The organism is Shimia haliotis (assembly GCF_900114415.1).
Lineage (GTDB): Bacteria > Pseudomonadota > Alphaproteobacteria > Rhodobacterales > Rhodobacteraceae > Shimia > Shimia haliotis.
The window spans coordinates 25,502-39,921 of record NZ_FOSZ01000003.1; the positions used below are offsets into that span (position 1 = coordinate 25,502).

General features: G+C 57.1%; 15 protein-coding genes. 9 read left to right on the top strand and 6 right to left on the bottom strand.

The genetic code is table 11. The features are described from left to right. Window position 1 precedes the first annotated feature (1 nt). Window positions 2-307 carry an antibiotic biosynthesis monooxygenase family protein gene (locus tag BM069_RS08345; protein WP_093322916.1) on the bottom strand — a complete coding sequence of 102 codons (306 nt, stop codon included), beginning with the start codon at window positions 305-307 and terminating at the stop codon, window positions 2-4. Between the two features lie 152 nt (window positions 308-459). Between BM069_RS08345 and rlmN the strand changes: the two genes are divergently transcribed. The 3 genes from rlmN to BM069_RS08360 all read left to right on the top strand — a co-directional run bounded on the left by rlmN (window position 460) and on the right by BM069_RS08360 (window position 2,405). After that, window positions 460-1,647, top strand: a complete 1,188-nt coding sequence (gene rlmN, locus BM069_RS08350) for a dual-specificity RNA methyltransferase RlmN (RefSeq protein WP_093323529.1) — start codon at window positions 460-462, stop codon at window positions 1,645-1,647. A gap of 62 nt (window positions 1,648-1,709) precedes the next feature. After that, window positions 1,710-2,093, top strand: coding sequence for a phage holin family protein (locus tag BM069_RS08355; RefSeq protein ID WP_093322918.1), 384 nt, complete (start codon window positions 1,710-1,712; stop codon window positions 2,091-2,093). 102 nt (window positions 2,094-2,195) lie between these two features. Beyond that, complete coding sequence (locus tag BM069_RS08360; RefSeq protein ID WP_093322920.1) at window positions 2,196-2,405, top strand: hypothetical protein; 210 nt, start codon at window positions 2,196-2,198, stop codon at window positions 2,403-2,405. Window positions 2,406-2,468: 63 nt separating this feature from the next. On the opposite strand, the gene BM069_RS08365 is transcribed toward BM069_RS08360, so the two are convergent. Next, window positions 2,469-3,302 carry an LOG family protein gene (locus tag BM069_RS08365; RefSeq protein WP_093322921.1) on the bottom strand — a complete coding sequence of 278 codons (834 nt, stop codon included), beginning with the start codon at window positions 3,300-3,302 and terminating at the stop codon, window positions 2,469-2,471. Window positions 3,303-3,482: 180 nt separating this feature from the next. Here BM069_RS08365 and dapD point away from each other — a divergent pair, with 180 nt between their 5' ends. Next, window positions 3,483-4,310 (top strand): 2,3,4,5-tetrahydropyridine-2,6-dicarboxylate N-succinyltransferase, encoded by an 828-nt coding sequence (dapD, locus tag BM069_RS08370; protein WP_093322923.1) that lies wholly within the window; start codon window positions 3,483-3,485, stop codon window positions 4,308-4,310. Here the strand turns inward: dapD and BM069_RS08375 are convergent, their stop codons facing one another. Together BM069_RS08375 and BM069_RS08380 are read right to left on the bottom strand one after the other, a co-directional pair. After that, the gene (locus BM069_RS08375) at window positions 4,311-5,390 is read right to left on the bottom strand and encodes a transporter substrate-binding domain-containing protein (protein WP_093322924.1); all 1,080 of its coding nucleotides are present in this window, start codon (window positions 5,388-5,390) and stop codon (window positions 4,311-4,313) included. Window positions 5,391-5,523: 133 nt separating this feature from the next. Beyond that, complete coding sequence (locus BM069_RS08380; protein ID WP_170846712.1) at window positions 5,524-6,204, bottom strand: Hint domain-containing protein; 681 nt, start codon at window positions 6,202-6,204, stop codon at window positions 5,524-5,526. 286 nt (window positions 6,205-6,490) lie between these two features. Here BM069_RS08380 and BM069_RS08385 point away from each other — a divergent pair, with 286 nt between their 5' ends. Continuing rightward, window positions 6,491-6,868 (top strand): hypothetical protein, encoded by a 378-nt coding sequence (locus BM069_RS08385; protein ID WP_093322927.1) that lies wholly within the window; start codon window positions 6,491-6,493, stop codon window positions 6,866-6,868. On the opposite strand, the gene BM069_RS08390 is transcribed toward BM069_RS08385, so the two are convergent. Together BM069_RS08390 and BM069_RS08395 are read right to left on the bottom strand one after the other, a co-directional pair. Further along, window positions 6,865-7,959, bottom strand: a complete 1,095-nt coding sequence (locus BM069_RS08390; RefSeq protein WP_093322929.1) for a Hint domain-containing protein — start codon at window positions 7,957-7,959, stop codon at window positions 6,865-6,867. The genes BM069_RS08385 and BM069_RS08390 overlap by 4 nt on opposite strands. Window positions 7,960-7,968: 9 nt before the next feature. Continuing rightward, entirely contained in the window at window positions 7,969-9,537 is a 1,569-nt protein-coding gene (locus BM069_RS08395; protein ID WP_244503574.1) for a choice-of-anchor L domain-containing protein, read from the bottom strand. Between the two features lie 312 nt (window positions 9,538-9,849). Here BM069_RS08395 and dapE point away from each other — a divergent pair, with 312 nt between their 5' ends. From dapE to rnr, 4 genes are all read left to right on the top strand, one after another. Beyond that, on the top strand, window positions 9,850-10,995 hold the full coding sequence (gene dapE, locus BM069_RS08405; protein ID WP_093322933.1) for a succinyl-diaminopimelate desuccinylase: 1,146 nt from the start codon (window positions 9,850-9,852) through the stop codon (window positions 10,993-10,995). Then, window positions 10,992-11,414 carry a GNAT family N-acetyltransferase gene (locus BM069_RS08410; protein WP_093322935.1) on the top strand — a complete coding sequence of 141 codons (423 nt, stop codon included), beginning with the start codon at window positions 10,992-10,994 and terminating at the stop codon, window positions 11,412-11,414. The genes dapE and BM069_RS08410 overlap by 4 nt, the downstream gene beginning before the upstream one ends. A gap of 20 nt (window positions 11,415-11,434) precedes the next feature. Further along, window positions 11,435-12,022: a TIGR04282 family arsenosugar biosynthesis glycosyltransferase gene (locus tag BM069_RS08415; protein ID WP_093323531.1), complete on the top strand. Its 588-nt coding sequence runs from the start codon at window positions 11,435-11,437 to the stop codon at window positions 12,020-12,022. 106 nt (window positions 12,023-12,128) lie between these two features. Then, complete coding sequence (rnr, locus tag BM069_RS08420) at window positions 12,129-14,390, top strand: ribonuclease R (RefSeq protein WP_093322936.1); 2,262 nt, start codon at window positions 12,129-12,131, stop codon at window positions 14,388-14,390. The last annotated feature ends 30 nt before the right edge of the window (window positions 14,391-14,420 follow it).

Here is a 14,420-nt window from a genome sequence, read left to right on the forward strand (position 1 = left end):
CTTAGTTTTCACGTCCTGTGATGGTGAAGTGCTGAATCTCGACGCTGTCCTGATCCAGCACCGCGACAAGGTCGGCCAGCTCAGGGTATTTGTCGACTTTGAATTCCTCCATTACTTTCATCGCAGCCTCCATGCTGGCCCATTCCGTGACATCGGCAAAAGTGCCGTCTTTGGTATGGGCCAGTTTGCGGCTGACGAAACCGGCCTGCTGATTGGCAAAGCTTTGGGATTTCTCCCATGCTGACAGCGCAGCCTCCGGTGTGACACCTTCTTTGACGCGGTAACGTACGATTTCCAGAACAGACATTTTCTCTCTCCTTTGAGTGGTTGTTGATGTCCGATCCTTGGCACAGGCCAACTGACACGGTCTGTCAGCAGAAACGCTAGCCCGTGTATTATTTGCAATTTGCCCTATATGGTGTATCTGCACCGCTTGAATTCCCAGATGAGTCTGAACCCATGAGTACCTCCGCGCCAATCACGCAGGACGTGATGACCATTCCCCGCAAGCTGCCCGAAGGTGGCAAGATCAACCTTGTCGGGTTGACGCGTGACCAACTGCGCGAGGTGTTGATTGAAAACGGCACCAAGGAAAAGCAGGCCAAGATGCGGGTCGGCCAGATCTGGCAGTGGATTTATCAGTGGGGCGTGCGTGATTTTCACGAGATGACCAACCTGTCCAAAGCCTATCGCGCCGAACTGGATGAAAAGTTCGAAGTGGCTATTCCCGAGGTGGTGACGCGGCAGGTCAGTGAGGACGGCACGCGCAAATACCTTGTGCGGATCGCGGGCGGTCACGAGGTTGAGGTGGTTTATATTCCTGAAGAGGATCGTGGCACACTGTGCATCTCTTCGCAGGTGGGTTGCACGCTGACGTGTACGTTCTGTCACACCGGCACGCAAAAGCTGGTTCGTAACCTGACCGCCGCCGAAATTATCGGTCAGGTGATGGTCGCGCGCGACGATCTGAATGAATGGCCCATCCCTGGCGAGCCAAAGAACGAAACCCGCCTTTTGTCCAACATCGTTCTGATGGGTATGGGCGAGCCGCTTTATAATTTTGACAATGTGCGCGATGCGATGAAGATCGCGATGGACCCCGAAGGCATTTCGTTGTCCCGTCGTCGTATCACCTTGTCGACCTCCGGTGTGGTGCCGGAAATTGCCCGAACGGCTGAGGAAATTGGCTGCTTGCTCGCGATTTCTTTCCACGCAACCACAGATGATGTGCGTGATGTTCTGGTGCCGATCAACAAACGCTGGAAAATCGACGAGTTGCTGCAAGCACTCTCGGATTATCCCAAAGTCTCCAACTCTGAGCGCATCACCTTTGAATATGTGATGCTGGACGGGGTGAACGACACGGACGAGGACGCGCATCGACTGATCGACCACATCAAGCGCTACAACATTCCGGCTAAGATCAACCTGATCCCTTTCAACGAATGGCCCGGCGCGCCGTATAAGCGCAGCTCAAACAACCGCATCCGCGCCTTTGCCAACATCATCTATCAGGCCGGCTATGCCTCCCCGATCCGCAAGACACGCGGAGAGGACATTATGGCGGCTTGTGGTCAGTTGAAATCGGCCACGGAGCGGGCGCGCAAGTCGCGTAAGCAGATCGAGGCTGAGGCAGGTCTGTCCTAAAGACTGGATCGGCGCTCGTTTCACGCTAAGCTGAACGCAAATTTCATTTGAAAGGTGTGTTCATGCCCAAGTTTATCCTCGCTGCCGCCGCGCATTTGATTGCCAATGCAGTTGGCTTGATGTTGGCCAACATCCTGCTTGGCGGATTTTCGATCAATCTGCTTGGCATTGTCGTTGCCACTCTGGTCTTCACCGTCGTGTCGATGATCCTCTTGCCGATTCTGCGCAAAGTGTCGGAGAAAAAGGCACCCCAGCTACTGGGCGGTCTGTCCCTGATCGTGATCTTTGTCGGCTTGTGGATCACAAGCATTCTTGTGGATGGCATGACAATCGATGGCTTGGTGGCACATGCGGGAGCAACGGTGCTGGTCTGGATCGGGTCTATGATTGCTGGCATTCTGGTGCCGAAATACCTGATCACCGGTCTCAACACCCCGAAAAAGTAAACAATCGGACGGATTGTCCAAAACTTTCCACAATTGAGGACCAATTGCGCCCTGATCAACAGTCAGTTTCCTATTTGTCAACAAACAGAAAGGGACTGACACATGGCACATGCAGATATCGGCGGCGCAATGATCGACGCGCCTGTACTGGACATTCTGGCCCGCGAAAAATCCAACTCGCTGAGCAATCGCGAATGGAAATTCCGCCTCAAGGGCTATGGCTACGCGATTAAAGACGTCGCAGGCGCACAGGTTGTGACCAAGCTGCCCCAAGGCATCGAACTTGGCGTGCTTCCGGCGAGCTTCCACTAAGCCGACGCACGCACCGACAAAATGGGTGCGCCCCGGGGGCAATGCCGGGACGCCTGATCTTTCTCAACGGCCGGGGATTTCGCCGCGGCGGGAGTAATCCTCCCAGGTGTTGAGCACTTTGACCGCCTCTTCGGCGGTTTCGACAAACTGGAAAAGGTCGAGGTCATCGGCCGAAATGGTGCCTGCGTCCGCCAGCGCCTCCCAGTTGACGATTTTCTCCCAGAACTCACGACCAAACAGCAGGAACGGCACGCGATGCATGCGACCGGTTTGAATGAGCGTCAGCGATTCAAACAGCTCGTCTAAGGTGCCAAAGCCGCCAGGAAAGACGCAGATCGCGTTGGCCCGCATCAGGAAATGCATCTTGCGCACAGCGAAATAGTGGAAGTTGAAGCACAACTCCGGCGTCACATATTCATTCGGCGCCTGCTCATGCGGCAAGACGATATTCAGACCGATCGAGCGCCCGCCCGCGTCCATCGCGCCGCGGTTTCCTGCTTCCATCACGCCAGGGCCGCCGCCCGTCACGATGACGTTTTTCTTGCCGTCCGACTGTTCAGTGACGATGCGGGCGAACTTGCGGGTTTCGTCATAGAACCGCGACAAATCCGCGAGCGTCTGTGTGCGGGCAGTATCTTTCTTCGCCGGTTCCGGAATGCGTGCGCCGCCGAACAGCACCACGGTGCTTTCTACACCGTCCTCATCCAGCGCCAGCTCAGGCTTCAGCAATTCCAACTGAAGGCGAACAGGGCGCAGTTCGGGGCGGCATAGGAAATCCTCATCTGCAAAGGCCAGCCGGTACTGCGGCGCACGGGTCTGCGGGGTGTCTGGCACCTGTTTGGCAGTGACTCGGTCAAGGCGGGCATTTGAAAGTGGGTGGGAACGGTTTTCGGTCATTACAATAGTCCTTGGTCACGCGATTATCCCATGGCTACCGCTTTCAAAGCAGCCTGACCAGCGCCGCCTTGGCCGCGACCAAACACGATTGCGTCGCTTTGCAAGGTGACGTGGGCGGATTAAGCCGCTAAGAAACGCGAAATCCCATTGGAATTCCCCGCAAACGGAGACGCAAAGACAATGTCCAACGCCCAACTGGAACAAGCCATCGAAGCCGCATGGGACGCGCGCGACACCATCACGCCCGCCACCACTGGCGAAACCCGTGAAGCCATTGAGGACACGTTGAATGCACTCGACAGCGGCAGCCTTCGGGTGGCCGAAAAGCTGGAGAGCGGCGATTGGCACGTGAACCAGTGGGCGAAAAAGGCCGTGCTACTCGGCTTCCGCATCAAGGACATGGAAATTCAGTCTGGTGGCCCGCAAGGCGGCGGCTGGTGGGACAAGGTCGACAGCAAGTTTCTCGGCTGGGGTGAAAACCAGTGGAAAGACGCAGGCTTCCGCGCCGTGCCGAACTGCGTGGTTCGCAAATCCGCTTATATCGCGCCTGGCGTGGTTCTGATGCCGTCCTTCGTGAACCTTGGCGCGTATGTGGACGAAGGCACCATGGTCGACACTTGGGCCACCGTTGGTTCCTGCGCGCAGATCGGTAAAAACGTTCACTTGTCCGGTGGCGTTGGCATCGGCGGCGTTCTGGAGCCGATGCAGGCCGGCCCGACCATTATCGAAGACAACTGCTTTATTGGTGCGCGCTCTGAGGTGGTCGAAGGCTGCATCGTGCGCGAAGGTTCGGTTCTGGGCATGGGTGTTTACATCGGCCAGTCCACCAAAATTGTGGATCGCGAAACCGGCGAAGTGATGTACGGCGAAGTGCCGCCCTATTCGGTGGTTGTCTCAGGTTCCATGCCGTCCAAAAACGGTGTTAGCCTGTACTGTGCTGTGATCGTGAAGCGTGTCGACGAAAAGACGCGTTCCAAGACCGGCATCAACGAGTTGCTGCGCGACTGATCAGTAGCGGAAGTTGGCGCCAAACCATCGCTTTACCAGCGCGTCGTAGGTGCCATCTTCCCGTATGGTTAGCAGAGCCTGATCGATTTCTTCCCGCATCGCGCTGTCGGTAGGCAGCGCGATGCCATAGTTTTCAGGCCGGTAGACCCGCTCGATCACACGCGCTTTGGATTTGGGGTTGGCGCTGACGTGATAGGCGAGGATAGGACCGTCAAAAACCACCGAGTCGATGATACCTGCATCAAAATCCATCAGCATTTTTTGCGGTGAGATATAGCCGGTGAATCGAATATCGCGCTGGTTCAGGAAGTCGGCGCTTGTCGATCCTACCACCGTACCCACGTTTCGGCGATCAAGGTCATTAATGCTGTCCACATTGTCTTGCAACGCTTCAACAGTCACAGCGGCGGTGATGGTCGCTACAAAAACCGAAACGACAAACAGGCTTGCCACAACAAGTATGACCGCGAAAAACCGCCCTGGTTTGGATTGCGGCATGCGCTCCTCAAATCCGCCGTTCACAACCAGGTTGAGCGCCCACCAGAAAGACGGGAACAAGGCGTCTTTGGCGGGGCGGTCAAAATATGGCTGATGTCTGCGCTCAAACACCCACATCATCATGCCGCCGCCGAAAAGCAGGCCCAACGCGACAAGAATGGCGGTGCCGATTTCGCGCGTCAGAAGCCCGCCAATCTGGCCAAACGTGCTGACTTCTGCGGGCATGAGTATCTGGATACCGCTTTCGAAAATGGGCTGGGAAAAATCCATTTCGGCCTCACGTGAGGCCGTGATCGAAATGTTGGCGATCCCACCATCAACAGAGCCGGATTTTACCGCATCCAACATTGCCCCAAAGCTTTCAGCAGGTGCAAAAGTCAAATCTCTTCCGATTTCGTCGGCGATTGCTGTCATCAGGTCTATGCTGAATCCTTCTGGTACGCCGGACTCGGTTTCAAGCATAGCAAAGGGAGGTCTATCAACAGTCGCGAAGATCAAAGGATCTTGTGTCTGCGCAGTACTTGCAGAGAAAGAACTCAGAAATGTGATGATCGTCATAGCGATCATGGAAATAATTTTCATGACAAGTCCGATCCTGGTTTCCAATCCCCTTAAACTGCAAGCAAAAATGCGGTCAACTGATCCGTTTGGATAACCTAGGGGAAGTCGCCTTGCATGGGGGCAAAAAGTCGCAAAAACTCGGAAAACCGCTTTGTCATGCGGCGTGGAGCAAGGCTTTTGCCTCTTGTGCGCGCAAGGATACCCGTGCCGCCGGTCCATACCCGTATCCCATAAACCGATCGGAATTCGGCATATGCGATAAGATTTCTTTTCGCGTTGCCGGATCAAAGCTGTCGAGAGTTTCGTGACTGGGGTGGTAGCTTTCGCAATCCAGACCATTCGCACGAACGATCTCATGGCGCTCAAACAGGAGATGCACATAGGTCACGGGCTGCCCGCTGCTTAGCAAACGAACGGACGTATTGTTGATTAGATCACCGGCTTTGATGAGCACTTCGCCTTCGCCAAACAATGTCGCGGCTTCACTAGAGTGGACCAAAACGCGATGATTGCGCGAAAAACAGACGTCTTCGTGGTTTCCAAACGTGCCCGCCGAGATTTCCACGGGCGCGTTTGCACCTAGGGCGTGGCGGGATGACATGCCGATCCAACGCAATGTCTGATATCCGTTGTCGCGGGTTAGCACTCGGTCGCCGGGTGTAAGGTCTTCGATCACCACAAGACCGGCCTGTGTCACGATTCGCGTGCCTGACAGAAAACAGGGCACGGAGCGCGCCGGAGCTTGCGCCGTGTTGCCGATGCGAGTCAGCGAAGTTCCACCCAGATCTTTCACCACCTCATCAGCGCGCATTGGCTGATATTGTGACTGTGTCATTGCTTGTCCCTTGCCGGTTGCATGAGGTCCGAAACGCATGGCAACGGTCCGGTACTCGGGTTTTTCGTGTGTGTTTGCCGATAAGTGTGGCGGTTCCGGCAAATGGAAATCTTGCGCCAACGCAAATTTGGCGCCCCAATTTTTGCGATCTGACCGCAAGATTGCCTAGCAGGAGTTACCAAGACGTGAGTCTTGAAGTTTAAGTTGTCTAAATTTTTAGGCGTTGGCGTCACGCGTCACTCCGTCTGTTGACCTTTCGGGCGGTGCCGCGTTAAGGGCAGACCCCATGAACACATCAAAATCCGCCCCGAAGAAAAAATCCCGCCAGCAGGTCTTTACCCTTCTGGTGCAGGTTGGTCGCAAAGAAGACGACGGTCTGCCTGATGGCGCCACCGGCGGCGCGCTGATGATCTATGCCAGCGGTGTGGATGAGGCCGAAGCTGTGCGTGAAACCGTGGCAATTCTGAAGCAAGCGGATTTGAACCCGCTAGATGTCACCGGCTACGGCACAATCGATGAGCGGGAAGCTTTGGGGCACGACATTCCTCAGGACGAGCGGGACCTGATGCAGCGGGCTCTGGATGAAAACTCGGTGGTGGTGGCGCAGATGACACCATTTTTCCACGGCGAGGAAAGCGAAAGCACCGATCAGCCGGAACACTAGGCAGCGCGTTGCGCCGCCAAGGTCAGGGCTTCGAACTCTCGCAATACCGGATAGGCCGTCTGGGAGTGCTCGGGCAGATCTACCCGCATGAATTGTCCTAGAAGACTTGCCCGTAGGACGTCCTTGCGCCGTCGAATGCGGCCAAGGTCAAGGCTTTCAAGGTAAGTTCCTGCAACCAGAAGGGCCTCGTGGTCCGGCAAAATGAGCTGGCAATAGGTCACGAGAGGGTCGCTCTTGACGGGTTTCGCGGCCGTGCCGTGCAACAAGTGACCGGCGGGCACCAGAACATACTCGGACCCAAACGTGTATTCCACCCGAGAGCCGCCGATCACCAGCCTTTGCGTCGGGCTGACCACAATCGGGTTTTGCAATCCGAAGAACGGCGCCCGCAGGCGGATTGGGGTGAACTGACCCGCAGCAGGCACTGTGCGTTTTATGGAATTCAGGACCGGCACCATCTCACCTTCGGCGGTCTGCACCAGGTCGCCCCGCTGCAAGGTTCCGACAGGGCGGTAGCCATCAGCGGTCATCACCGGAGTGTCGGTGGTCATTGTTGGCATGGGGCCGATCGGTTCAACCCGATCGCTTAGCGCGGTATAGATCACATCCGGCGACAGAACGCGCGACAACTCGTCGTGCACGAATTCGCACATGTCTTGGGGCGAAAGTGCAACCGGATCAACGAGATCTTTGACTGCAACCCTGAACGTACCGGGGCTTTCCACCGACAGTCTGCCGCGAGATTGATTGAGATCCCAGCTATAGGTGATGCGGATCACGTCCGCACGCCCGCCTGTGTCGAGATTGACAGCAGTGTGAAATGTTTCGGTTCCGCGATTCAGTACCAGCACCACGCCTCCGCCCGGCACTGCCTGCAAGGATAGACGGATGCCGCGTCTTGCTTGCGGAGCATATCCCAAAAGCATCTGTGGTTTGTCATATGGTGACACCCGCGTTTCGATCACGAGGCTGCCGGTCGGCATCGGTTTGCGAAGCGCGACAAGATCCGCGCCAGGTTTGTTGCCATAGCGCGCCAGTCCGTCCAGTCGGAACAGCGTGCGCGTTTTGTCGATAAGGGCCAGCCAACTCATGCCATCACCTCAACTTGCCAAGGCCCAGTTGGCCATTGCTGCCACTTCGAATGTTTTCAGGCCGGGTCGCGCCATCTGTCCATATCCGGTGCCATCACTGTCCTTAAGCTCAGGAAAAAGCGTGCACAGTTCGTTGACGATTTCGGGATCAAAACTCGCCGATGTCTGCGGGCCGGGCAGGTAGCTTTCGGTGGCCAGCTTTTCCGAGAAAACGATTTGATGGTCGTCAAAAAGCAGATGGTGATATTCGACCGTTCCACCCTCGATTTGGCGGATTGATTTGCCGTTCACCAGATCGCGGGCTTTCACCAAGACCTCGTCTTCGCCAAATAGCAATTCCGACCATGCGCCGCCGATCAACACCCGATGCAGGGGCGACAAAGTCAGGGCGCGGTGATCTCCAAATGTGCCTTCTGCAATGAGAACGGGTGCGAATTTTCCGGTCGCCTGCACAGTACGCGAGCCGTGCCATCGCACCGGTTGCGGCCCGTTGTCGAGTGTTTCCACCAGATCATCCACTGCAATATGTTCCACCGGAACTTCGCCAAAGGGCGTCAAAATAAAGGTGCCCGCCGCAAAGCAAGGCGCCTGCGTTATTGTGATAAACCCGGTGTCCGTTGTGCCCGTGGAACTTTCTACGGTATAGGTCAGGTTGACGGTTTCTTCGTCACCGTCGCCCTCGAATGTGACGGTTCCGTCCGCGTTCAGAGTGATGATCTGACCACTGCCCAGCGTGATGGGTACACCCACCACCGCAGGTTGCCCCGAGATATGAGTGATTGTCAGCGTGCCGCCGGTGGTGTTTTCGTCATTGGCCAGCAAATCCACCGTGCGCGTGCCATTCAGACCCACGTTCACGGTGTCGGTGTTGGCAACCAGCGCCGTCTGCACCGATCCTGCCGCAATAAGCAACGAGCTGTCGTAGCTGCTGTCGGACACGTCGGCGATGATGAACTGTATGGTGTTGAGAACGCCCGCGTTGACCGGAATTGTCAGCGTCATTGTCAGCGTAAAGCCGTCCATCTCGGTGTTATAGGCGCCTCCGGTGTTGTTGATGAACAGGCTTTCGTTTTCGCCGCCATTGATGTTGCCAGGGTCAACGTCGCCATTGCCGATCTCCATCGGAACAAATGATCCGTTGATGTTGACGGCGACAAAGTCCTGATAGATCGAATTGACGTATTCCGGGTATTCCTCCGAGGCAAAGACGAACTGCATCGTCATGGTGTCACCGGTCGGGATGAAATCCACTTCCAGAATGGCACCGTCGTACGTGTTGGCGCCTGCCAGCGCATTCAGGCCTGCATCGTTGTCGATGCCGTTCATGTTGGAAGATTGGTTGGTGTCCTGATTGAACCCACCACTTCCATTGCTGAAGTTGCGGGCGTTCCCGGTAGACAGGATCACGCCGGAATCGCCGGGCGTCACGCCTGGTGAGACCGAGTCGCCATTGGAATAGACACCGGAGGCTCTGTTGTCGCCGGTATATGTTGCATCGACGACCGTTACACCCTCTCCGAAGATGGTGTTCGCCATGTCTTCCGCGTCTGCACCACGGTCTACGGGTAGTCTTGGCATACCGCTTTGCCTTCAATCTCTGCCTTGTTGCCAAAGACAGGACCAAACAGCACGCGCACCAATTGCCTGTGGTGCGACTCCAAACCATCACGCGCCGTTTTCGGCGTCATTGATGCGGGCCCTTTGTGGGGCGGAAACTGCGGGTGACCTGCCTCGGTCAATTATTATTGCGTCGACTAAACATCAAATCTTCTCAACTGTTAAGGGAATATTGGAAATTTGCTGCGGAATGCGAACGCAATTGTGTCTTTCCGGTCCTGCCAAGCTGTGCGAAACCCTGTTTCAAAAGCCATTTCACACCAAGAGGATGACATGTCCCACACTGATGCCGCCCAACTGACCGCTGATCTGATCCGCTGCCCCTCCGTGACGCCGGACGAAGGTGGTGCGCTGGTGTTGTTGGAGGATCTATTGTCTGGGGCAGGGTTTGAGTGTGTGCGTGTTGATCGCGGGGATGTCTCCAACCTCTTTGCCCGCTGGGGTACAAAAGGCCATGGCAAGACGTTTGGTTTCAATGGCCACACCGATGTGGTGCCGATTGGCGATGCCGCGGCATGGAGTGCTGATCCGTTTGGGGCGGAAATCCGCGATGGGATAATGTTTGGACGGGGAACCACCGACATGAAGTCTGGCGTCGCTGCTTTTGCTGCTGCTGCCATTGATTTCGTCACTAAAACACCGCCGGACGGTGCGATTGTGCTGACCATTACCGGAGATGAAGAGGGTGATGCTGTGGATGGGACAACCGCCCTTTTGGACTACCTAGAGGCCGAAGATGAAAAGATGTCGGTCTGTTTGGTTGGAGAACCGACATGCCCGAGCGAGATGGGTGAGATGATGAAAATCGGTCGCCGCGGCTCGCTCACTGCCTATTTCACGTTTAGCGGCAAGCAGGGGCATTCGGCCTATCCACACCGGGCCAACAACCCGTTGCCGGCCATGGCGCGCCTGATGGATCGAATGTCCTCCCATAAGCTTGATGAAGGCACCGATCATTTCGACGCGTCTACATTGGCGGTGGTCACGATGGACACCGGCAATCCGGCGACCAACGTTATTCCCGCGGAATGCAAGGCGACACTCAACATCCGCTTTAACGACATCCATTCCGGCGCGTCCCTGACCGATTGGATGCAGGGCCTTGTGAATGAGACCGCAGCGGCGACCGGTGTGGCCATCGATATGCGGGTCAAGGTTTCCGGCGAAAGCTTTATCACCCCTCCAGGCCCGTTGTCTGATTTGGTAGCCACTGCCGTGCGGGCCGAAACCGGCCGCACTCCAGAGCTTTCGACCTCAGGCGGGACGTCTGACGCCCGCTTTGTTCAGCATCATTGCCCCGTCGTGGAATTTGGTCTTGTTGGCAAGACCATGCATCAGGTGGATGAGAATGTTCCCGTGGCGCAAATCCATCAACTCAAGGACATTTATACCCGCATTCTTGCGGATTATTTCGCATGACATGGCAAATCGCCGTGGTCGCGGAATACCAACCCTGCCTTGAGGTGCGGCGCGTGGTTTTCATCGACGAACAAGGCGTGTCTGTTGAAGATGAACTTGATGGCTTGGACAGCCAAGCCGTTCATTTGCTCGCGACTGAGGACGGCAAACCATTGGGCACGGCCCGTCTGCTTACCAAGGGCAATACCGGCAAAATCGGCAGGGTCTGTGTTCTCAAGGAGGCGCGGGGCAGTGGTCTGGGTGCGGCATTGATCAAAGCCGCAGTCGCACATTTTCAAACGCAGCCGGATATCACGCGCGCGGTCCTCGGTGCTCAGTGCCACGCGATTGGCTTTTATGAGGCGCTGGGCTTTGTCACCTTTGGTCCGGTCTATGACGATGCCGGTATTGATCATCGCGATATGGAACGTCCGCTGTGAAATCGCAGTATCTGGTCGTCATGCTCAAGGAGCCGCGCCCGGGGCGGGTGAAAACGCGTCTTGGTCGGGACATCGGCATGACAACCGCCGCCTGGTGGTTCCGTCACCAAAGCGCGGGCCTCCTGCGCCGCCTGCGTGATCCTCGCTGGCAACTGGTTTTGGCCGTTGCTCCCGACAGCGAAGGCCTTGTGTCGCGCATTTGGCCGGCTGATCTGCCGCGTATCCCGCAAGGGCGCGGTGATCTCGGTGATCGGATGGGACGCATTCTGCGGGAAATGCCGCCCGGCCCGGTCTGCATTGTTGGCGCAGACATTCCGGGCATTTCACGCTCGCATATCGACACCGCTTTTCGGCAGCTTGGCAATCATGAAGCGGTTTTTGGACCTGCGCCGGATGGTGGATACTGGCTTGTCGGTCTGAAACGCAGCGCGCCGCCGCCGCGCGGGTTGTTTGAAAACGTACGCTGGTCCACGGAGCACGCGCTTGCAGATACGGTTGCGACGTTGACGGGCCACCGAATTGGGACGATCGCCACGCTGTCTGATGTGGATACGGTGCAGGATCTTCAGGCGCTTCGGGGCGGGCCGCCCCCAGACCAACCAAATTAAACCTGACCTGTCCCAATTGTAGTCTCGGGTGCAGCGTAGACGCGCCACGGGGGTGGAGAAGCAACGCCCCTTTCCCCTGAACCCCCTTGCGTGATAGGGCAAAGCCATGCGTATGCCCTCCAAAGAGGAAGTCCTTGAATGGATTTCCGAGAACCCGACCCTCACCACAAAACGAGACATTGCCAAAGCCTTTGGTATCAAAGGGGCTGCGCGCATTGATCTCAAGCGCCTGCTGCGAGAGCTGGAAGCCGAAGGCCACTCGCAAAAGCGCGCCAAGACTTACCGCGATCCCGATAAGCTGCCGCCTGTTTCGGTGCTGCAAATTGCTGGTCCAAATGACGATGGTGATCTTTTGGCCCGTCCTCTGGAGTGGCACGGCGAAGGCGACGCGCCCAATATCCTCGTGATCACCCGCGCCTCCGATCCGGCGCTGGGACAGGGCGACCGCATCCTTGGTCGCCTGACCGAAATAGAGGGTGAGGATCACGCCTATGAGGCCCGCCTGATCCGCCGCATCGGGACGAACCCGCGCCGTGTGCTTGGGGTGTTTCGCCAGACCGCAGAAGGTGGCCGTGTCATGCCCATCGATAAGGGCGACAACAAAGAATGGATGGTGCTGTCAGATCAGATCAACGGCGCCAAAGACGGCGAGTTGGTGGAGGCCGAACAGGCTGGTCCCAAAGGCCGCATGGGTCTGCCGCGCGCCAAGGTTGTGGCGCGTCTTGGCGATCCCTCTGCACCGAAGGCCGTGTCGCTGATTGCCATTCATCAACATGGCATTCCGGACCGTTTCCCCGACGAGGTGATTGCCGAGGCCGACGCCACAAAACCCGCTCCACTTGGCAGCCGCGAAGATTTGCGTGACATGCCCTTTGTTACAATTGACCCCGCAGATGCGCGCGATCATGACGACGCCTGCTGGGCGCACACTGATGACGACCCGAAAAACGCCGATGGACATGTGCTGTGGGTGGCGATTGCCGATGTTGCGCAATATGTGCGCCCCGACACGGCACTGGATCGCGAGGCCCGCAAGCGCGGCAATTCCAGCTACTTCCCTGACCGCGTTGTGCCAATGCTGCCGGACCGCCTGTCGGGCGATCTTTGCTCCTTGCACGAAGGCGTGCCGCGCGCGGTTCTCGCCCTGCGAGTGCAAATCGACAGCAAAGGCAAGAAGATCGGCCACCGTTTCTGCCGTGCGATGATCCGCTCTGTTGCGTCGCTGAACTATGGCGAGGTGCAACAAGCGCAGGATGGCAGTCCGAACGAGCGCTGCGCCGAGTTGATGGAGAGCGTGATTTCCCCGCTCTATGCCGCTTATGACGCGCTGGTGGCAGCCCGCAACGAACGCCAGCCGCTGGCGCTTGATTTGCCGGAGCGCAAGATCGAGCTGTCGGACAAGGGGGTTGTCACTTCGGTCAACTTCCGTGACCGCTTTGACGCGCATAAGCTGATCGAGGAATTCATGGTGCTGGCCAACGTCTGCGCCGCCGAAACCCTGATCGCCAAGAAGTCCTCTCTACTGTTCCGCGTACACGAAGAACCCGCGCCGGAGAAACTCGATGCCCTGCGTGAGACGGCGCAGACAGCGGGGTACAACCTTGCCAAGGGGCAGGTTTTGCAAACCCGCCACCTCAATGCACTTTTGGACGCCGCAGCCGGTTCCGAAGATGCCGAGCTGATCAACATTTCCACTCTGCGTTCAATGACGCAGGCCTATTACACACCGCAGAACTTCGGCCACTTCGGCCTCGCTCTGCGCGCCTACGCGCATTTCACCTCGCCGATCCGCCGCTATGCCGATCTTATCGTACATCGCGCGTTGATCTCCGCTCACGGCTGGGGGGATGACGGCCTAACGCCCGAGATGGTCGAGCGGATGGAGCACACCGGCACGCATATCTCTGACACAGAGCGCCGCTCGATGTTGGCAGAGCGCGACACCACCGATCGCTACTTGGCGGCCTATATGTCCGAACGCATCGGCAATGAGTTTACCGGCCGCATCAGCGGGATTGCCCGCTTTGGTGTCTTTGTGAAACTCGACGAAACCGGCGCGGATGGTCTGATCCCGATGCGCGAGTTGGGGCGTGAATACTTCCACTACGATCAGGAAACCAACACGCTGATCGGCTCTGATACAGGCATTGTCATTGGTCTGGGCCAACGTGTCACCACCCGTCTGACCGAGGCAGCACCTGTGACCGGTGGCATCGCGTTGGAACTCCTGTCGTTGGATGGCGAGATCATCAAACGCGCTGGGCGCGGTGGTCGTGGTCGCAGCGGTGGCCCCGCACGCCGCAAAGCCACCAAGGCCAAGCGTAAATCCGACAAGGTCAAACGCAAAGTGTCCCGCCGTCGCAAATGACGGCGAGATACGTTTTACGCAATATTAGAG